Below are 20,216 nucleotides of genomic sequence, written 5' to 3'. Positions count from 1 at the left end.
TGAAGCATGGAACATCCAATACTCCATCCACACTTACACAACTACACCATGAAAAAAGGAGCTATTTTACTGACCTCACTACTCATAGCCTTTGTAACAGGCTGTCAGGATCACAATCTGGAACCTCATCCCGACGAGGACGTCATGGCCTGGCGGGCGGGTGGAACAGAGGAAGATCTGGGACACAGTATTGCCGTTGATATGAGCGGTAACACCTATGTTACCGGATTCTTCCATGGTACAGCCACTTTCGGAAACAGTACACTTACCAGCACCGGCAACCGGGATATCTTTATCGTAAAGTACGATCGCAAAGGAGAAGTACTATGGGCTCATAAGGCCGGTGGTAATGGCCGGGATGAAGGTAGAGATATAGCCGTGGATAGGAATGGCAATGTATACATAACCGGATACTTTGAGAATATTATCACATTTGGCTCCACCTCGCTTGCATCCAATGGCAACGATGATATGTTCCTGGTCAAGTACAGTAGTAATGGCGATGTACTTTGGGCTCAGAAAACAGGAGGAACAGAACTTGATCAGGGATTCGGTGTAGCCGTGGATATGAATGGCTTTGTGTACGTGACCGGGTACTTCAGTAGCACAGCCAGCTTTGGCTCTAACTCACTCGTGTCCAGTGGCGACTTTGACATATTTATAGCCAAGTACAACAGCAATGGCGATGTACAGTGGGCTCAGAAAGCTGGGGGTGTCAGTGCTGATCAGGGATCTGCCATCACCGTAGATGAGAGTGGTACTATATATGTCACAGGTACCTTCTCAGTAACTGCTACCTTTGGTACAGTCACTCATTCATCTATTACTTCCAGTGTAAGTTCAGATGTGTTTGTGGCCAGGTACAGTAGTTCAGGTGAAGCTCTTTGGGTTAGGAGTGCGGGAAGTTACAGATCAGACTTTACACACAGTATCGCAGTGGATAAAGCAGGTAACATATATATAGTAGGGTCGTTTAGGGATTCATTTTTTATTGGCTCCATAAGACTTCAGGCAGGAATAGCCACATCTGATGCATTTCTGGCTAAGTTCAATAATAGTGGTGAAGTACAGTGGGCACAGAATATTGGAGGTGGTTATGAGAATCAACTAGATGATGGAGGGCACGACATTGCCGTTAATGAAACTGGCGACATATATGTTACGGGCTATATCAGAGGTACACCTGTCTACTTCGGCGCAGTGCCACCAAATCTAAGCGACCCGCAAATTACCCTTAGCTCTAAAGGCTCAGATGATGTATTTATAGCCAGGTACGGCAGCGATGGCAAAGTACACTGGGCCCGCAATGAAGGAGGTACTGATACAGAGGCTGGCCAAAGCATTGCCGTAGACCAGAGCGGTAATGTATATATTACAGGCAGCTTTAATGGTACCACTATCTTAGGTGCCACTACCCTTACATCCGGTGGTGGTAGTGACATTTTCGTAGCAAAGTTTAAGTAGCTATAAAAGTCCGGCAACTACTACAAGTAGTAGCCGGACTTTTTCTGAATGTCCAATCATGTCTGAAGAAGCATTCTTCAGTCAATACTCTATTCACACTTACACATCTACACCATGAAAAGAGTTGCTATTCTACTAACCTCAGTCCTCATAGCCCTTATAACAGGCTGTCAGGATCACAATCTGGAACCGCATCCGGAAGACGCCATGGCCTGGCGGGCGGGAGGACCTGCCGGAGATTCAGGACAAGATATTGCCGTAGATCAGAGCAGCAATACCTATGTTACAGGGTACTTTACCGGTACCGCTACTTTTGGCTCTACTACCCTTACCTCCAATGGTACATCAGATATTTTCATCGTCAAGTACAACAACAAAGGTGAAGTCTTGTGGGCACACAGAGCCGGAGGACCTCTCGATGATCAGGGACATAGTATTGCATTAGATGAGCAGGGTAACATCTATATTACTGGATACATCTCAGGTACAGCTACCTTTGGTTCCCAATCGCTTACCTCTGCTGGAAGCTCAGATATATTCATTGGCAAGTACAACAGCAACGGAGAGGTGCAATGGGTAAGAAGCGCAGGAGGTACTGGTGGTGATCAGGGTACAGACGTTGCCGTGGATAAGAGCGGGAACCCCTATGTTACAGGTAGCTTTTATAGTACAGTTACCTTTGGCTCCACTTCCCTTACTTCCCGAGGCAGCGGTGATTTACACACGGATGTATTTATTGCCAAGTATAGCAGCAATGGTGACGTACTATGGGTCCAGCAGGCAGGAGGAACAAACTCAGATAGCGGAAATAGTATAGCCGTAGATGAAAACGGTAACGCTTATGTAACAGGATACTACTTTGGATCCGCTGACTTTGGCACCACTACACTTCCCAGATCAGGAACCAGGATAGATGATCAATTCATTGCCAAATACAGTAGCACCGGAGAATTTGTTTGGGCTCGACGTGGTGTTCGAGGATATAGGTATGCTATTGCAGTAGATGAGAGTGGGAATATCTATACTACGGGTGAGAATTACCTAGGTGGGTTCAATCCTGATGCCATATACGTTTCTAAACTTGATACGAATGGAGAAGTGCAGTGGTCTTGGGTTATAGGCAGTATGGGTAGGACTAATAGAGGGCTGGATATAGCAGTAGACAAAAGTAGAAATGTTTATATAGTAGGCACTACTTCAGTTTCACAACTCGATTATAATTTATCGTCACCAGGAGCACCAGCAGGAGAATGGGTTAGACTTAACCTGGTTCATTATGGTGGCGACGATATCTTCGTGGCGAAGTTCGATAACAATGGAAATCTGCAATGGACTCAAAAGGCCGGAGGGGCCGGTGACGATTCAGGGGAAGGTATTGCCGTAGATGAACACGGTATGGCGTACACAACCGGATACTTCTCAGGTACCGCTACCTTTGGCACCACTATCCTTACATCCAGTGGGGGTAATGATGTGTTCGTAGCTAAATTTAAGTAGTACAGAAAAAGTCCGGCAGCTATCTTAAGCAGTAGCTTCCGGGCTTTTTCTGTTATCTCCCACCATACTTAGAGTGATATTCTTTACATGTAATTATTCATATTTTCCTATCTACATCATGAAAAAAGTCGTACTTCTACTGACCTCGTTAACGGTGGCTCTCGTATCAGGCTGCCAGGATCACGTTTTTGAGCCAGATCCAAATAATCCACCACTAGGCGAAACTGCCTGGCTTGGAGGAGGCCCTATTTCTTATGCATATGACATTTATAGCGACAAAGACGGAAGTGTATATGTGGCTGGTGTATATAGCAATACGGCCACCTTTGGCAGTGTAACACTTACTGGTCCGGAATCATCTAATTTTATTAATTCCTATCTTGTTAAATACAACTCATCAGGAGAAGTATTGTGGGCCCAAAAGGTAGGAGGTGATGGGTATAATTATTTTTATCGCATAGCTGTCGACAGCCATGGCAATGTATACGCTGCGGGTAAGATTACCCATACCGCCACTATTGGTGGGACAACAATTAATGGCAGTGGCTTTATTGTCGTAAAATACTCGAGTCAAGGAGAAATTCAATGGATAAAACTGGATGAAACATTGAGTAGTGATAGTGAAATATTAGCGATTGCTATAGACCAGTCTGACAATATTTATATCGCAGGATCTTTTAGATTCAATGCTACAATGGTGAACGGAGTTAGAATGACTCCCCGAAGCAGTGATAACCCCCGCCTAACTACACATGACTTTTTCATCGCCAGACTTAATACGAATGGTGAGTATCAATGGGTCAGGCAGGTTGGTAAAAGCGGGATCGATGTGGCCGTTAATATGACAACAGATAAGGAGGGAAACTTCTACATAACTGGAACAATAGCAGAGGACAATGGTGCCGGAAATATTGCAAAGTACAACCCCCAGGGCGCCTTACAGTGGATAACGACATTAGGAACAGGCTGGGGGCAGAGTGTAGAAGTGGATGATGCAGGAAATGTTTATGTTGACTCAGACTATAGTATAGGTAAAATCAATAGCAACGGCACTGTCCAATGGATACATCAAATTTCTGCCGCAGATATAGCAGCCAATGCGCAGGGCGAAGTATTTATAACCGGTAACTTTAATGGTACAGTAAACATTCTCGGACAAACCCTTACATCCAGTGGAGGATCAGATATCTACATAGCTAAACTGGCCAGTGATGGTACGCTTAAATGGATTAGAACGGATGGAACCTCTTCCAGTGAAAGTGCCTACGGTATAACTCTAAGTCCTGCTGGTAATATATATGTATACGGCTCATTTTTTAACAATACTACCCTTGCTGGCCAAACCTTTTCCGCAAGTGGAGGAAATCTATTTATAGCCCGATATAAAGAATAATGAAAGCCCGGTAGCTACCTCAACCAGTAGCTGCTGGGCTTTTTCTGTCATATCCGATCGTGTTTATCCATTCACACTAACACATCTACACCATGAAAAGAGTAACTATTCTACTAACCTCACTTCTTTTAGCCTTCGTATTAGGCTGCCGGGATCATAACCTGGAACCACATCCTGAAGATGTCATGGCTTGGCGGGCGGGTGGGCCTGCCTTTGATCAGGGCGAGCATATTGCCACCGATCATAGTGGCAACGTATATGTAGCAGGGTACTTCACCCAGTCGGCCACCTTTGGCTCCAAATCCCTCACCTCACCAGCCGGTGGTGTCACTATTTTCATAGCCAAGTACAGTCCCACCGGCGATATACTGTGGGTCCAGCAACCGACAGCTACCAATTCATCCAGTATTGGAGGCATGGCGGTCGACGCCAGTGGCAATGTGTACCTCACCGGGAGTTTCCGGGGCAGGATCACCTTTGGTACAGCCCTACTTACGTCAAGCGGTGCCAATGATGTTTTTACCTTTAAATTCAACCCCCATGGCGAAGTACAGTGGGCCCGCAATACAGGTGGCCCCTCATCCAACAGCATATCGGGAGAGATTGCTAGTGGTATTGCCGTAGACGAATCTGGTAACGTATACGTGACGGGTAGCTTTGAAGGGACCGGCACTTTCGGCTCAACCAGTTACGGTGCATCGGGTGTAAATGATACCTTTTTGATCAAATACACTAGTAATGGAGACCTCCAGTGGGCAAGAAGTCTTGGATTTTCTCCTTCCCTGGAAGTAAGTACAGACCTTGCTGTAGACAAGCAGGGCAATGCCTATATTACCGGCTACTTCCAGAACTTCCTAAATAATTTTGATGTATTCATCACCAAATACAATAGTCAGGGAGACCATCAGTGGTCGCAATGGGCGGGGCTAACCAGTAAAGACGAGGCCTATGGAATTGCTGTAGATGGAGACGGCAACGTATTTATTACGGGAGTATTCTCCGGTATGATCACCTTTGGCACTACTACCCTTACTTCCGAAGGTGCAGGAGACATCTTTCTTACTAAGTACGACACAAATGGTACCTTTCAATGGGCCAAGCGAGCCGGTGGCAACCAGCCCGATGGCGGAAATGACATAGCCGTAGATCCCATCGGTCATGTGTATCTCATCGGAGATTTTAATGGCACAGCTACTTTTGGCACCACCTCTTTTACCTCCAGCGGCGGTACGGATGTCGCCATTGCTAAATACACCAACCAGGGTGATTTTCAATGGGCTCAAAAGCTAGGAGGCCCCGGAGCCGACCGGGGGTTAAGCATTGTGGCAGGAAGCAACCACAAGGTCCTTGCAACAGGATCATTTACCAACACAGCACTTTTTGGCTCCACTACCCTCACCTCTGCCGGCCAGCCGGATATTTATGTAGCATCCTTTAATCAGTAAGGAAAACCAGGTGGCTGAAGCGTACAGCGACAGCCACCTGGTTTTAGTTTCGAACTATTCTCATATTCAATTTCCTTATCCATACCATGAAACAAGCTGCAATTCTACTAACCTCACTACTCATAGCCTTTGTAACAGGCTGCCAGGATCACGTTTTTGAACCAGATCCAAACAATCCACCATTGGAAGAGACTGCCTGGAGCACAGGCGGACCAACAGAAGATCGAGGATATGCCACAACGGTAGACAATAGCGGGAATGTGTATGCCACAGGCTCCTTCACCGGCACAGTTACCTTTGGCTCTATAACGCTTACATCTACCGGCAGTAGTGACGTATTTATTGTCAAATACAGCAGCAATGGCGATGTTTTATGGGCATTCAAAGCCGGGGGGACTAATAATGATCAGGGAAATGATATAGCAGTTGATGGTAATGGCAATGTATATATCATTGGAACATTTGTTGGTACATCCACATTCGGAGAAACAACTTTTACATCCATTATTACTGATGTATTTATTCTTAAGCTGGATGGCAACGGTAGTATTTTATGGGTGCAAAGAGGTACTGGAGAGATAAATGAATATGGCTCTGGTATAGCCGTAGATGGCGTTGGTAATGTATTTATCACAGGTACTTTCGATAATACAGTAACTTTTGGCAACTTCAATCTAAACAACTCCCAAGGAACCCGCTATATCAATAATACAGAGATCTTCGTAGCCAAGCTTAACCCTGATGGTATATTTCAGTGGGCACAAAGTGCTGGGGGAATACATTGGGATACCGGAAATGATATAGCCATAGATATTGACGGTAATGTATATGTAACAGGTAAAGTAGCTACCTCAGGCTTTGGTGGAGTGTCTTTTGGTAATATAACTATTACTTCTAATCTTGGTTTGGATGAAGTCTTCATTGCAAAATACGATAACAATGGGGTTGCCCAGTGGGTAAAAACAACTCAAGGAAGTACCGGTACGTATGGGCAAAGTATAACTATTGATGAGGACAAGAATATTTACGTAGCGGGAGCAGTAGGTGGAGAAACAGTGGCGTTTGGGGAAACTGCCTTATCAGCTTCTTCCGGGGCTACATACATTACAAAAATAACTGGCAGTGGCACCTTCGTTTGGACAAAAAAAATTGGTGAATTCCTTGGCTTTGCTTACGGAGTGGCCGTAAATAAGAATAGTGATGTATTTGTGACTGGATCGTTTTTAAACTCAATAACCATAGGAGGACACGCTTTAGCCTCTAATGGTGAAAGAGATATATTTATAACCAAGTATAATAGAGACGGCCAAGTTCAGTGGTCGCTTAGGGACGGAGGTACAAAGGAAGATGTTGCGCATGGATTAGCGCTGAGTCCTGCCGGATATTTATTTGTTATAGGGTATTATTCTAATAGTACCACACTAGCCGGTAGAACACTTACCGCAGCCGGTGATACTGACATCTTCTTAGCCCGCTATAAAGAATAATATTAACCCGGCAGCTATCTCAACCAATAACTGCCTGGCTTTTTCTGTCAAAACAGATCACACTTAAAAAATTCATATCCAAATCAATATATTCACACTTACACAACTACATCATGAAAAGAATAGCTATTCTACTAACTTCACTCTTGATAGCCTTTGTAACAGGCTGTCAGGATCATAATCTGGAACCTCTACCCGAAGATGTAATGGCATGGAGTGAAGGTGGCTCTGGTCATGACGAAGGTTTGGGAGTAGCTGTGGACAAAAACGGCAACACATATGTAACTGGATTCTTCTATGACAAGGCAAATTTCGGAACAACTACACTTTCTGGCAGTGGATATAATGATATGTTTGTTGTTAAATATAATAGCAACGGCGAAGTAGAGTGGGCCAAAAATGGAGGAGGATCAGGTTCCGACAATGGACAAGCTATTGCTGTAGATATTCAGGGTAATGTATATGTTACTGGACGCTTTCAGCATTCGGCTACATTTGGCTCCACTACAATTGTTTCCAATGGCTCAAATCATATTGCTACTGTCTATGATGCATTCATAGTCAAATATAGTAGCAGTGGAGAGGTACAATGGGTTCAGCAAATAGGAGGTGCAGGCAATGATTTCGGGCGTAGTATTACAGTCGATGAAAGTGGTAATGTATATGTGACAGGTAATTTCGATGAAAAAATAGTTGTTGGCGCAACTACACTTACTTCCAGTGACGTAAGTGATATTTTTATTGCCAAATATAATACAAATGGAGAGGGGCAGTGGGTCCAAAAAGCCACAAGTATCATAGGAAGCTTTGGTGAAATTGATCAAGGTAATGGAATAGTAGTAGATAAAAGCGGAAATGTATATGTAACTGGATTATTCAATGGGAGAGCTATCTTTAATACAACTACTCTCACTTCAAGTGGTCTTGCTGACATTTTTATTGCTAAATATAATCAACATGGTCAACTTCAGTGGGTACAGAAAGCGGGAGGCCCTCAACACGATGACGGGGGTAGTATTGTTACGGATAAAAATGGTGATGTATATTTAACTGGATCCTTTACTGATACTGCCACATTTGGTACACATGTGCTTTCTGGCACAAGATGGATGGACGTCTTTTTAACCAAATATAGCAGTAATGGAGAAGTCCTGTGGGCAAGAAGAGGAGGAGGAACAGGTTTTGATCTTGGATTTAGTATTTCTGCAGATGATAATGGCTATGTATATGTTACCGGGACTTATTCTGATGTCGCAACTTTTGGAACTACAACGCTTACTACTGGAGGACTTTTCGATAGAGATATTTTTATCATGAAATATACTTCTACTGGGACTTTCGTTTGGGCGGAGAAAGCGGGAGCAACGGGTGGCATTGATGAAGGTCATGGCATTGCTGTTGATGCACTAGGAAATATGACGGTGACCGGATCATTTCTTGGTAGTGCTACATTCGGAACAACTACGCTTACCTCCCATTCTAATGACATTTTCGTTGCTAAATACAAGCACTAATCTTTGATCTCCATATACACAGAGAGCCTGTCAGTAACTGACAGGCTCTCTGTGTATTAATATATAATTATACTACCCTACCATTTCCAAACCGAGTACTTCGCTGGTGTAGTTGCGTATTTCGCGGCAGAGCTGGGCATCTTTGGCCAGGAACCTTCTATTAGGATGCGATCCAAAGAGATACCGTTGAATAAATTTAATAAAAAGTTATTGTATAAATTTTGCTCCTCAGGGCTAAATGATGCACATTTGCCTTCTCACAGCTCAACCACTACCTGATGAGTTACTATACAACTCACTAACTAGTCTTTTCCGAATCTATGATTCAAAGCATCAGGCTCCTGATTTAGTATATCCATTTATAAGTGGTACTTGTAGATGGATATTTTTTAATGACTATCCGCTCTGATTGATGAGTATGTCCCGAAATTAAAAAACAGTAAAAATTGAGTTCAATATAATACACCTATCCAACATGAAAAAAATCACTATTCTGACAACCCTTTTAACTGTATCACTACTGACGGGCTGTCAGGATCACGAATTAGAGCCATCCCCCTCCACTTTACCTCAAGCATTAGGAGCTTGGCGAACAGGGGGGACAGGATCTGATGATATATACAGCCTTGCACGGGACCCGCAGGGCGATCTGTTAATGATGGGAAATCAGGATGGACATTTCATTGCAAAATATACCAATAGCGGAGTGATACAATGGAAGAATGATCTGAAACAAATTGCTGATCCTTCAAACAAGTTGGTGGCTGTAGATGCGACAGGTACTATTTATATAGCCCACGGGAACTTAGGTAGTAGGGATGACTTTGGACAATCCGGGGAGGGTGCGGTGTACCTCGCTAGCTATACCAAGGACGGCACTTTCCGGTGGATTCTATCTAAAACAGGTTCTGGCAGTTTGCTCCCAGTTAATATTGTTACTGATGAGGCTGGAAACACCTATATGACCGGCTGGTTTTCTGGCACTGTCAACTTTGGTTCAACTGAGCTAACTTCAAAATCACCGGATGTAAAATTGGGAGGCAGAGAGGATATCTTTCTGCTCAAGGTGACCAAAGAAGGTACCCTACAATGGGTCAAGCAGCTAGGAGGAAACAGTGCGGATTTTGGCTTTGGATTAGCCCTTGATCAGGCAGGTAACGTATTTATGTCCGGCTTTACTGCTTCAGGCCCTACGTTCGAGGGTATAGATGTTAATGGATATACCTCCTTTGCAGTAAAATATACTCCCGACGGTACACAGCAGTGGATAGACGCGGTACGCCAGGCTAATTGGGGAGAGGGGAGGCATATAGGAGTAGATGGCGCTGGTAACAGCTATGTTCAGACCGGAGCTGTAACTACAAAACTAAACAGTAATGGAGGGATAGAATGGCACAAGGAAACGTCTACCGTAAGTGATATAGTTGTTAGTTTAAATGGAGATTTCTATTTAGCTGCTACTTTTAGTGGTACCAAAACTATTGAGGGACAAACGCTTACTTCCAGTGGAGGTACCGATGTGATGATAGCAAAGTATGATAAAAACGGCTCTCTGAAATGGGTAATACGCGAAGGAGGTCTCCAGAATGAAGCAGTTAGAAAGATTGTGCTGGGTAAAGGCGGCATCATCCACCTCCTGGGTACCTTCGAAGGTACTCCCACTATAGCAGGCACCAACCTGACCTCCGCGGGACAAACAGATAATTTTGTTGCTACGTACAAAGAGTAAGGTACAGGCTAGGCTACTTTCGGAACAACTACCCTTATATCCCGTTCGAATGATATTTTTGTAGCTAAACAAAAGCACTAAGCTTTGATCTCCATAAACACAGAGAGCCTGTCAGCAACTGACAGGCTCTCTGTGTTTATAAACTAAACTTAAACTAGCCACTACCCTACCATTTCCAGGCCGAGTACTTCGCTGGTGTAGTCACGTATTTCGCGGCAGAGCTGGGCATCTTTGGCTAGAGACTTTCCGTGGGACGGTATCATGTCTCTGAGCTTTTGCTGCCAGGCCTCCGACTGGAGCTGATTGGGGAAGCAACGCTCCAGCAGGGTCAGCATGATGGACACGGCCGTAGAGGCACCCGGTGAGGCACCTAACAGGGCTGCAATGCTACCATCGGCGGCGCTTACTACCTCGGTACCAAACTCCAGTACACCACCGCCTTTCTGATCCTTCTTGATTACCTGTACCCGTTTTCCGGCTACTTCCAGTTCCCAGTCCTCCATGCGGGCTTCGGGGAAGTACTCTTTCAGGGCCTCAAACTTGTCTTCGGGCGACTGGCGTACCTGGTCAATGAGATACCGGGTAAGGGGAATATTGTGCAGACCCGCCGAGATCATGGGGCGGATGTTCTGCAGCTTCACCGAAAGCGGCAGGTCAAAGTACGAGCCCTGCTTGAGGAACTTGGTCGTAAAGCCCGCGTAAGGGCCAAACAACAGCTCCTGCTTTCCTTTGATCATGCGGGTATCCAGGTGAGGTACCGACATCGGTGGTGAGCCTACCGAAGCTTTACCGTATACTTTGGCATGGTGACGATTGATCACCTCCGGATTGGTACAACGTAGCCACTGACCACTTACCGGGAATCCACCGAAACCTTTTCCTTCGGGGATACCGGATTTCAGCAGCAGCGGCAATGAGCCACCACCCGCACCGATAAACACGAACTTGGCCCGTATCTTTCTTTTCTTATCCGTCCTTGTATCCTTAACACGTATTTCCCAGCCATTCTTATTGCGATCCAGGTCATTTACCTCCTGGTCGAAGTGCAGGGTTACTCCTTCCATCTGCTGCAGACTTTCAAACATACTGCGGGTCAGGGCTCCGAAGTTTACGTCGGTACCGATAGGCATATAGGTAGCAGCAACCTTCTGGTTGGGGTCACGTCCTTCCATCACCAGGGGCATCCACTCTTTGAGCTGACGGGGATCTTCCGAGTACTCCATATCTTCAAACAAGTGGCACTCCCGCATGGCTTCGTACCGCTTCCTCAGATAATCTACGTTTTCATCCCCCCATACAAAACTCATGTGGGGCAGTCTCCGGATAAATGAATCGGGCAACTGCACGAGCTCCTTCTGAATAAGATAGGCCCAGAATTGCCGTGACACCTCAAACGACTCTGCGATCTTGACCGCTTTGGAGGTATCAACGGACCCATCAGCACGCTGGGGTGTATAGTTAAGTTCGCAGAAAGCCGCGTGGCCGGTGCCGGCATTGTTCCAGGCATCGGAACTCTCAGCGGCGGCTACGTCAAGTCTTTCAATAATCTCAATGGTCAGATCAGGCTGTAACTCTTTAAGTAGCATACCAAGAGTAGCACTCATGATTCCCGCACCGATCAAAACCACATCGGGATTTGTACCTTTTATGGATTTACTTTGGGCTGTCATTCTATTGTATATTTAACAATTGTCTATCTCATTCAAACTTATGAGCTACCTAAAGGTTCAGGCCAGCTACCGTTATCACATTACAAATCCTGTTCCCAAAGGGAGCTTCTGACTGATATTTGGTGCAAAGGAATATAATTATAGAATACCCGACACTACTTCCTAAGTAGTTAGTTTGCTTCATCATTTAAATTGTAGGTTTCTTCCTTTTTTCTAGCCATTTCATCCAATTTTATTGGATTTTACTAATCTCCCCCCTGTACCTTTGACTATCAGTTTTACGGTCTGATACCATTCTAATACCTGTCATAATCTATTAATCCTCATAATCTTTACGCGCTATGTTTATTGGACATTTTGGGGTAGGTTTCGGAGCCAAGTCAGTCCGGCCTGCCATTTCGCTGGGTACTCTGTTTCTGGCCTCTCAGCTACTCGATCTGCTCTGGCCGACTTTTCTGCTCCTGGGGCTGGAAGAGGTAACCATCCAACCTGGTATTACTGAGGTTACCCCCCTTGACTTTACCCACTACCCCATCTCCCATAGTCTGCTGGTGGTGCTGGGCTGGAGCCTGTTGGCAGGAGTCCTGTACTGGATTATCAGAAGAAAAAGGGAAGGAGCCATACAGGATGCTCTAATTATTGGGTTCTGTGTGCTGAGTCACTGGTTGCTGGATGTCATCATGCACCGTCCTGACCTGCCGCTGTACCCCGGTGACTCTCCTATGGTAGGGCTAGGCTTGTGGAACTCACTGGCAGGTAGCGTGGCCGTAGAGAGTATACTGTTCATTACCGGAGTGGTCTTGTATGTACGCAGTACCACTGCACTGGACAAGGTGGGCAGCATTGGCTTCTGGTCACTGGTTGGGTTTCTGGCCCTTATCCACCTGGGTAATCTTTTTGGTCCGCCTCCTACTAATGTTATGGATATTGCATGGGCCGGGCAACTGCAGTGGATCCTGGTCCTGTGGGCATACTGGGTTGATAAACACCGGGTACCCGCCAGCGGTGCCATTCGCCTGGCCTGAGCAGATACATAGTCTATTGTATCTGTAGTTACCTACTAATAGATTTATTTATCAACGGCTTTGGAAAGGATACGAATTGTTGTGGGTAGTTCTGCCTGCGTAATAATTTTCTCATCGTGGGAATCCTTCCTAAGCTAGTATATTCAGGAATAGCTGCTGCATTTTCTAAGCATTCTGCTGATAAACCTATATTCGGGAAGGCTGTAATTTGCTACTGGCCTAATGCGGGTATAAAAAACGTATTTAGAAGTTGTCCCTTACTAACCAGCCCCGCGCAAGAGAGCTCCTGTGCGGGGCTGGTTATATGATCTAAACCATTGGTTATTGACTTTGAATCATACTAGTAGTATGGGTACAACCTCCCTCAGGAAAGTGAATTATATCTGGCGCGGGGTTGTAAAGCTTTTCCTATCACTTCAATCAATTCGGGATTGACAAAATCCTCATCTACTACTTCCCAATCGCCATCTTTTTGTACCATCACAAACGAATCTTTATTGGGATATACTATTCGAACCCCCTGCTCACCATTGTAGTCTTCGGGTTCAACTGACAGTCTTAGTTCGGCGTCGTTATGTGGGTCTTTTATGAGTAGTTCCATTGTACTTCGGTTTAGTTGAAAAATCAATCTCCTCATTCGCTGGTCAAATTCAGCACCTGTTATTCAGGCAATGTCTGACCTTTATTCAACTATACGTCTTAAAAATTGTACCAGACCACCCCTTTTTAAGTCAGCAACTTCACACGCAGGATAGGTCATTGGCTCTCTATTTATAATCAAGATTAAATTTTTATTAAAGCTACTCTGTTTCGCTTTTTGTAACTACATTTACCTCTACGCATACACTATACCCTCTATCATCCTGATGAACAACTTCAACAATTCTTTTGCTCTGGCCGAAGAACTCGTAGAATACTTCAATTCAGAAGTAGCCCATTCTTTACAATTCAGAGTTATCAATAATCAGATCGGCACCATTGCTATTTATCTATACCAGGCCGACTACTATACAATGGCGCTTTTCTTTGGAGTCCCGTTCGTTGAGGAGGTGATCAAATTTTTTGAAACAAAAGAAGAGTACGAGCAATGTGCTCTCATAATGCAACAACTAAAAAGACTGTCAAAGGCGGTACCGGAACATCACGAGATGCTAGCGTATTGAGCAGAACACCCAACCTACATCTCTAACCAGACTTGTAGTAAGGTAGTTGACCATAAAAAAACACCTGGCCGGAAAGCTCCTACCAGGTGTCTGACACTATACACACACTATTTGTGTCAAAAATAAGATGTGTAAATCATATATACATACCGTTCACAAAATAAAATTTGATTTTTATAATAAATGTATGAATAGCTCCCCATAGATTTTCTCAACTGTTTACTATTCAACCTCGTTTATCATAAGATCATAATTTGCTGTTGTAGTACTCAAAAACCCGGATCAGGTCAGCCCTATTTTTAAGGTCCAGTTCATTGGCTTTTAAGAAGCTACTCATTTCCTCAGACTGATCTCCCATGGCTTGCAGTAGCCCCTTTTTGTTCAGGTTCAGCTTATTGATCGTACCTCCACGCAGTACATAGTAGTCACTGTTCAGGGCAATGCGTTCGTTTTTATCTCCAACGTCAAGGGCAGCGTTATAGGTAGGCTTCCGTACTGTGGTGCGCTGGTTATGGAGCAACTGTACCTTGCCCGGCACCAGTACCTCATAAAATCCCTTTGTGGGCTTTTCGGATTTAAATTCCTGTGTATTGACAAAAAGTACCGAACGGCCATCTTTCTCAAGGGAGAAGTTTTTGATACGGGCTCCTTCGATGGATTTGATATCCTTATACGAATTAAGCATTACTTCCAGCTCATTGAAATGGACATTATAGCGCAGGGCCAGCCCCAGGATACTATCGACAGGCTCCCCTCCTACCGGCTGAATGCTTTTGTAAAACTTGATGTTGCCCTTGGCCCACACGGAATCGTGATAGGTTTCGCCAAGCACCTCTCCTTTTGAGGAAGAAGCCACCGCCCAAATTACTCCCGCGGGGTGTAACGACATACCGTTGGAGCTAATCCAATCCTTGGTGGTATTGGACATAGTGGTGGATGTTTGTGCCCAGGCTGCGGAAGATGATAACAGCAGAAGGCTCAGAAAAATACGCTTCATAAGAGCTTTTTTTTGTACAGAAATAAAGTAGTGATGGATAATGCCAATGTAAGAAATTTTGGAGTGCGTTTCTTCATTGTTGGGTATAAAGACCCATTTTTACCCTTTCCGTTGTAATATTTCTAAAAACAACTAACTAGTACAGCAGGCTCTGTAACATCCCCGGCAGGTATACTTCCTATAACAGATGGGATACGGTACCGGGCCATCCAGACCTGCAAAAAACGCTTTCCCCCATGAATCATTACCTGAAGGCTTTTCTTTTTAGTCTGAGTCTGCTGATGGGCTTCAATGCCCAGGCACAGCGGTACAGTGTCATACTGGATACGGACATCGACTCCGACGTGGATGATGTAGAAGCCCTGGCCATGCTGCATACCCTGGCTGACCAGAAGAAGATCCACTTCAAAGGGGTCATCGTGACCAGTGATGATCCATATGCGCCTACCTGTACCGCTGTCATCAATCAGTACTACGGCCGTCCTAATCTACCGGTAGGCTTTCTGAAAAACCAGCCTGCGCTTAAGAACCATTCAAAATATACCCGACAACTCAGTGAGGAATACCCCCACTCGCTTGACTCACAAGAGAAAACTCAGGATGCTACCGAACTGTATCGTCAGCTACTCAGTAAAAGTCCGGATGGCTCGGTAGTGATCATTACGGTAGGGCACCTGACCAACCTGCAGAACCTGCTCCAGTCAGGCAGTGACAAGTACTCACCCCTGAGTGGCAAAGAACTGGTGCAGAATAAGGTGGCCAGGTGGCTCTGCATGGGAGGTACCTACCCCGAAGGTAAGGAAGCCAACTTCTACCGTCCCGATCCGGGCTCAACCGTCTATTGCCTGCAGGAGTGGAAGAAGCCGGTAGTATTTGCCGGCTGGGAAGTAGGTGACAAGATAAAGACCGGTGGCGCTTATCTCAAGAGTAAACTTACTACCAGCAGTCCGGTGTACCGGGCCTACGAGCTGTACAATAGCTTTCAGGGGCGGGCTAGTTGGGATCAGGTGGCAGTGTTTCTGCTGATGGATGCGTCAAAGAAGTACTTTGATACCGTTAAAGAGGGCTACTGTCACGTCAATGAAGACGGCAGCAACCAGTGGCGCACTGACCGGGATAGTCTGCATGAGTACGTCATCCTGAAGCCCGGTGCTGACGTTAACGAAATAGCCCGCCTGATGGACCAGATGGCCATCCGTTAACTTTGCCACAATCCTAGCTATTCTACTACGACTAAACCTATCTACCTACCTCACCTATGCTAGCCCCTTTTACTGCCCGCGCCTTTCGTCAGGAACTGGTCAACATTCTGGATTACTGGGAAAAATATACACCCGATGGACAGCAAGGCTTCCACGGACGCGTCAACTACAGCAACCAACCTGTAGCGGACTCTCCCCGCTCGGTGGTAGTTACCAGCCGCATCCTGTGGACCTACGCAATGGCCAATCAGTACCTGCACAAGTCAAGGTATCTTACCCATGCGGCAAATGCCTACCAGTACCTGACCAACCATTTTATGGACAAGCAGCATGGCGGGGTATACTGGTCAGTAAAGGCCGATGGCTCACCGCTTGATACGAAGAAGCAGATCTATGGCCAGGCCTTTGCCATATACGGTCTGAGCGAATACTACCTCGCCAGCAACCATGCCCCCGCCCTGGCCGAAGCCAGGAAGCTGTACGAACTGGTAGAAAAGTACTCGTTCGACCCAAAGCAGGGCGGCTACCGGGAGGCATTCGCGCAGGACTGGAGCGAGACCGACGACTACATCCTGAGCAAGGCGCCCTGGAACAAGAGCATGAACACGCACCTGCACCTGATCGAAGCCTATACCAATCTGTACCGCGCCTGGCCCGACGCCAAGCTAAAGGAGCAGATCAAAGGCATGATGGACCAGATACTGACCCACATCGTGAGTGACAAGACCCACCGGATGCGGCTCTTCTTCAACACCGACTGGCAGCCTAAGGACCAGATCATCTCGTATGGTCATGACATCGAGGCATCATGGCTGTTGTACGAAACCGCCGAAGTACTGCACGACGAAGCCATGACGGCCCGCGTACGGGAACGGGCTATCAAGATGGCGGAAGCCGCGGCTACGGGACTGGGCAAAGATGGCGCTCTCCACTACGAATACGACCCTTCTACCGGACATACGCAGTACGACCGGAGCTGGTGGGTAGCAGCCGAACAACTGGTGGGATTCTACAATGCCTTCCAGCTAACCCGAGAGAACCACTTCCTGGACAAGGCCAAAAAGAGCTGGGACTATATACAGGCCCACTTTATAGACAAAGAAAAAGGCGAATGGTACAGCACTGTGACCTACGACGAAGCAACGGGCACAGGCTCACCGGTCAAGGGAGATAAGGTCCACTTCTGGAAAGGTCCCTACCACAATGCCCGCGCCTGCGCTGAGATGTGGCGTCGCATGGGTGGAGCTTAATCAGGTAGCTATAAAACAGCAAAAGGGGCGGTTACCGCCCCTTTTGCTTTATGTACTATACCATGTTATTTAACATTATTGGCTTCTCTGGCTCCCGGAGGGCAGTGCTCTTTCAGGAACTTCGTGAATAACGTAGCTAGGTGCAGACTGGTACCTTCCCCTTCCCGTATGCCGTGGGTGCGGTTGGGGTACGCCATAAACTGGAACTGCTTGTTATGCTTTACCAGCTCGTTGACCAGTATCTCGGCGTTCTGGTAGTGTACGTTATCATCACCGGTACCGTGGATGTACAGCAGGTTTCCACGCAGGTTCTTGGCGTGGGTCACCGGAGAGCCTTTGACGAAGTCCTCGAGGTTTTCCTGGGGCAAGCCCATGTACCGCTCCTGATAGATGTTGTCGTAGGTCAGCTGGTTAGTAATGGCCGCTACGGCAATTCCCGTTTGATAAATATCGGGGTACTGGAACATCAGGTTCAACGTAGAGGCACCTCCCCCGCTCCATCCGTGTACGGCTACCCGGCTGGTATCGATAAATTGGTACTTCTGGAACATAGCCTTGGTACCTTCGGCGTAGTCACGGATATTGATCATACCGATCTTCCGGTAGATGGCCTTACGCCATTCTCTTCCTTTGGGCGCTGGAGTACCTCGGTTATCCAGCGAGGCATAGATGTAGCCATCATTGGCCATATTCCCTACGTACAACCGGTTTCGTCCGGTACCGTAGCGATCTACGATGGTACTTGAAGCAGGCTCACCGTATACAAAGTACACGATCGGGTACTTCTTAGTCGGGTCAAAGTTCTGGGGCTTTACCATCCAGCCATCCAGTTCAACACCTTCGGCAGTAGTTACCTTGAAAAACTCAATATTAATATCGGGAGCTCCCTGATTAGCCAGTACCTTACTTACCCCTGAGTTAGGATCAAGTGACTTGTGGTCGGGCAGGGTGATCCACTCCATGATGGGACGCGTTTGGGCGTTTGAGAACTGGTGACGGGCGTACTTGGCCTGGGGCGAAACATCGTATACATGGGTACCTTTCTGATCTTCCGGACTCAGGCGTTCGGCCTGTCCTTTGCCATCCAGCCGGGTGCGGAACAGGTAGGCCTGGGTAGCGTTGTTGGGAGAAGCCGTAAAGTAGTAGTAGCCGTTCTTCTCATCCACCCGCACCGGATTGATGATGTCGTAATCTCCCTTGGTAATCAGAGTCTCTTTTTTACCATCACGGCTAATACGGTAAGCGTGGCGCCAGCCATCCTTCTCGCTCACCCACAGAAACTCCTTGCCGTTATTGAGCCAGGTCCAGCCTTCGGGCGTATCCTCCCAGCGGCTCTTGATATCAATCCAGGCCGCGTCGGTTTCGGTATAGAAGAGATCGGCGTTGCCATTCTTCGTATTAAGGTACATCAGGCGGCTCTCGTTCTGCTTGCGGTTCAACTGCTGGATCACCAGCTCCTGAGCATTACCAGCCCACTCCATGCGGGGCACGTAGGTATTTTTGGGATCGCCGGGTATATTCATCCATTTGGTAGTTGCCGAAGCGATATCCACCACACCAATTTTATACGGCGAAGGAGTTTGACCTACCTTAGGGTACTCCACAGGTACATTGTACGCGTAGATAGAGTCCGTGTTATTAATCATCAGAAAGTTGCGGATCTGACGGGCGTCGATCTGCCAGTAGGCAACAGACTTGCTGTCGGGGCTCCACCGGAAACCATCCCGATCATCAAATTCCTCCTCATATACCCAGTCGAAGGTACCGTTGATAACACGGTCGGTCCCGTCGGTAGTAAGGGCTTTTACTTCGCCCGAAGCCAGATCTTCTACGTACACGTTGTGTTCGCTGACATACGCTACCTTGTTTCCATCAGGCGAAAACTTGGCAAACATCAGGGACGATTCCGGACGTCCTCTGCCCAGTTTCTTGAGGGTGTTGTTGGTACGATTGTACAGCCAGTAGTCACCCCGGGTATCGTAGCGCCATACCCGCTGGGTATTAGTATAGATCAGGATTTTATCCCCCTGCTCCGACATAGTATAGCTACGGATATCAAGTGGGGCCTGGGCACCGGCCGGAGTGAGTTGCCGCCGGGTAACGATGCTTTTCTGCGTACGTCCAGGCAGGGTTACTTCCAGGATCTCGTTATTATCGGCATCCCGAAAGCCACTCCCATCCGGCAACCACTGGAAGGTATCCGGTATCTGAGCGTATAGCTGTACCGATATAAAGAAGAGAAATACTATTCTAAGCGTTTGCTTCATGGTGGTTAGGTTAAAGAATTGGTTTAAAGTGTTGATAGCTATGGTAAAAGTGTAATGGTAGTTAAACGATTAATTCTATCTTTTTGATTCACGGCGAGTCTTCGCCTTTCTTA

15 protein-coding genes are annotated in these 20,216 nt (G+C 46.5%); 11 read left to right on the top strand and 4 right to left on the bottom strand.

The annotated features are described in order from the left end of the window. Positions 1-6 precede the first annotated feature (6 nt). From JUB14_RS09630 to JUB14_RS09600, 7 genes are all read left to right on the top strand, one after another. The gene (locus JUB14_RS09630) at positions 7-1,464 is read left to right on the top strand and encodes an SBBP repeat-containing protein (RefSeq protein WP_207505643.1); all 1,458 of its coding nucleotides are present in this window, start codon (positions 7-9) and stop codon (positions 1,462-1,464) included. Positions 1,465-1,578: 114 nt separating this feature from the next. After that, positions 1,579-2,961 carry an SBBP repeat-containing protein gene (locus JUB14_RS09625; RefSeq protein WP_207505642.1) on the top strand — a complete coding sequence of 461 codons (1,383 nt, stop codon included), beginning with the start codon at positions 1,579-1,581 and terminating at the stop codon, positions 2,959-2,961. Between the two features lie 118 nt (positions 2,962-3,079). Beyond that, positions 3,080-4,354: an SBBP repeat-containing protein gene (locus JUB14_RS09620; protein ID WP_207505641.1), complete on the top strand. Its 1,275-nt coding sequence runs from the start codon at positions 3,080-3,082 to the stop codon at positions 4,352-4,354. 92 nt (positions 4,355-4,446) lie between these two features. Beyond that, complete coding sequence (locus tag JUB14_RS09615) at positions 4,447-5,799, top strand: SBBP repeat-containing protein (RefSeq protein ID WP_207505640.1); 1,353 nt, start codon at positions 4,447-4,449, stop codon at positions 5,797-5,799. An 86-nt stretch (positions 5,800-5,885) separates the two neighbouring features. After that, complete coding sequence (locus JUB14_RS09610) at positions 5,886-7,286, top strand: SBBP repeat-containing protein (RefSeq protein WP_207505639.1); 1,401 nt, start codon at positions 5,886-5,888, stop codon at positions 7,284-7,286. 113 nt (positions 7,287-7,399) lie between these two features. After that, positions 7,400-8,800, top strand: a complete 1,401-nt coding sequence (locus JUB14_RS09605; protein ID WP_207505638.1) for an SBBP repeat-containing protein — start codon at positions 7,400-7,402, stop codon at positions 8,798-8,800. A 475-nt stretch (positions 8,801-9,275) separates the two neighbouring features. Then, complete coding sequence (locus JUB14_RS09600; protein ID WP_207505637.1) at positions 9,276-10,529, top strand: SBBP repeat-containing protein; 1,254 nt, start codon at positions 9,276-9,278, stop codon at positions 10,527-10,529. 161 nt (positions 10,530-10,690) lie between these two features. Here JUB14_RS09600 and JUB14_RS09595 read toward each other — a convergent pair whose 3' ends face one another. Further along, positions 10,691-12,199, bottom strand: coding sequence for a malate:quinone oxidoreductase (locus tag JUB14_RS09595; protein ID WP_207505636.1), 1,509 nt, complete (start codon positions 12,197-12,199; stop codon positions 10,691-10,693). A gap of 341 nt (positions 12,200-12,540) precedes the next feature. On the opposite strand from JUB14_RS09595, the gene JUB14_RS09590 reads away from it, so the two are divergent. Beyond that, positions 12,541-13,224 carry a hypothetical protein gene (locus JUB14_RS09590; RefSeq protein ID WP_207505635.1) on the top strand — a complete coding sequence of 228 codons (684 nt, stop codon included), beginning with the start codon at positions 12,541-12,543 and terminating at the stop codon, positions 13,222-13,224. A 364-nt stretch (positions 13,225-13,588) separates the two neighbouring features. On the opposite strand, the gene JUB14_RS09585 is transcribed toward JUB14_RS09590, so the two are convergent. Continuing rightward, entirely contained in the window at positions 13,589-13,825 is a 237-nt protein-coding gene (locus tag JUB14_RS09585; protein WP_207505634.1) for a hypothetical protein, read from the bottom strand. A 265-nt stretch (positions 13,826-14,090) separates the two neighbouring features. On the opposite strand from JUB14_RS09585, the gene JUB14_RS09580 reads away from it, so the two are divergent. Further along, on the top strand, positions 14,091-14,387 hold the full coding sequence (locus tag JUB14_RS09580) for a hypothetical protein (protein WP_207505633.1): 297 nt from the start codon (positions 14,091-14,093) through the stop codon (positions 14,385-14,387). 247 nt (positions 14,388-14,634) lie between these two features. Here JUB14_RS09580 and JUB14_RS09575 read toward each other — a convergent pair whose 3' ends face one another. Continuing rightward, positions 14,635-15,384: a hypothetical protein gene (locus JUB14_RS09575; protein WP_207505632.1), complete on the bottom strand. Its 750-nt coding sequence runs from the start codon at positions 15,382-15,384 to the stop codon at positions 14,635-14,637. A gap of 236 nt (positions 15,385-15,620) precedes the next feature. Between JUB14_RS09575 and JUB14_RS09570 the strand changes: the two genes are divergently transcribed. Both JUB14_RS09570 and JUB14_RS09565 read left to right on the top strand, forming a co-directional pair. Then, positions 15,621-16,586: a nucleoside hydrolase gene (locus JUB14_RS09570; RefSeq protein WP_229367612.1), complete on the top strand. Its 966-nt coding sequence runs from the start codon at positions 15,621-15,623 to the stop codon at positions 16,584-16,586. Between the two features lie 56 nt (positions 16,587-16,642). After that, positions 16,643-17,836, top strand: coding sequence for an AGE family epimerase/isomerase (locus JUB14_RS09565; protein WP_207505631.1), 1,194 nt, complete (start codon positions 16,643-16,645; stop codon positions 17,834-17,836). A 65-nt stretch (positions 17,837-17,901) separates the two neighbouring features. On the opposite strand, the gene JUB14_RS09560 is transcribed toward JUB14_RS09565, so the two are convergent. Beyond that, positions 17,902-20,103 carry a S9 family peptidase gene (locus JUB14_RS09560; RefSeq protein WP_207505630.1) on the bottom strand — a complete coding sequence of 734 codons (2,202 nt, stop codon included), beginning with the start codon at positions 20,101-20,103 and terminating at the stop codon, positions 17,902-17,904. Positions 20,104-20,216: the final 113 nt, after the last annotated feature.

This window comes from Telluribacter humicola (assembly GCF_017355935.1).
GTDB classification, from domain to species: Bacteria; Bacteroidota; Bacteroidia; order Cytophagales; family Spirosomataceae; genus Telluribacter; species Telluribacter humicola.
Note: the sequence above shows the minus strand (reverse complement) of the source record. Positions and strands in the feature narration are given on the sequence as shown.

Excerpts from the sequence above, each read along its gene's own strand:
- JUB14_RS09560 (WP_207505630.1), bottom strand. The coding sequence starts at position 20,103 with ATGAAGCAAACGCTTAGAATAGTATTTCTCTTCTTTATATCGGTACAG.
- JUB14_RS09565 (WP_207505631.1), top strand. The coding sequence starts at position 16,643 with ATGCTAGCCCCTTTTACTGCCCGCGCCTTTCGTCAGGAACTGGTCAAC.
- JUB14_RS09625 (WP_207505642.1), top strand. The coding sequence starts at position 1,579 with ATGAAAAGAGTTGCTATTCTACTAACCTCAGTCCTCATAGCCCTTATA.
- JUB14_RS09630 (WP_207505643.1), top strand. The coding sequence starts at position 7 with ATGGAACATCCAATACTCCATCCACACTTACACAACTACACCATGAAA.
- JUB14_RS09605 (WP_207505638.1), top strand. The coding sequence starts at position 7,400 with ATGAAAAGAATAGCTATTCTACTAACTTCACTCTTGATAGCCTTTGTA.
- JUB14_RS09585 (WP_207505634.1), bottom strand. The coding sequence starts at position 13,825 with ATGGAACTACTCATAAAAGACCCACATAACGACGCCGAACTAAGACTG.
- JUB14_RS09595 (WP_207505636.1), bottom strand. The coding sequence starts at position 12,199 with ATGACAGCCCAAAGTAAATCCATAAAAGGTACAAATCCCGATGTGGTT.
- JUB14_RS09615 (WP_207505640.1), top strand. The coding sequence starts at position 4,447 with ATGAAAAGAGTAACTATTCTACTAACCTCACTTCTTTTAGCCTTCGTA.
- JUB14_RS09590 (WP_207505635.1), top strand. The coding sequence starts at position 12,541 with ATGTTTATTGGACATTTTGGGGTAGGTTTCGGAGCCAAGTCAGTCCGG.
- JUB14_RS09600 (WP_207505637.1), top strand. The coding sequence starts at position 9,276 with ATGAAAAAAATCACTATTCTGACAACCCTTTTAACTGTATCACTACTG.
- JUB14_RS09570 (WP_229367612.1), top strand. The coding sequence starts at position 15,621 with ATGAATCATTACCTGAAGGCTTTTCTTTTTAGTCTGAGTCTGCTGATG.
- JUB14_RS09575 (WP_207505632.1), bottom strand. The coding sequence starts at position 15,384 with ATGAAGCGTATTTTTCTGAGCCTTCTGCTGTTATCATCTTCCGCAGCC.
- JUB14_RS09620 (WP_207505641.1), top strand. The coding sequence starts at position 3,080 with ATGAAAAAAGTCGTACTTCTACTGACCTCGTTAACGGTGGCTCTCGTA.
- JUB14_RS09610 (WP_207505639.1), top strand. The coding sequence starts at position 5,886 with ATGAAACAAGCTGCAATTCTACTAACCTCACTACTCATAGCCTTTGTA.
- JUB14_RS09580 (WP_207505633.1), top strand. The coding sequence starts at position 14,091 with ATGAACAACTTCAACAATTCTTTTGCTCTGGCCGAAGAACTCGTAGAA.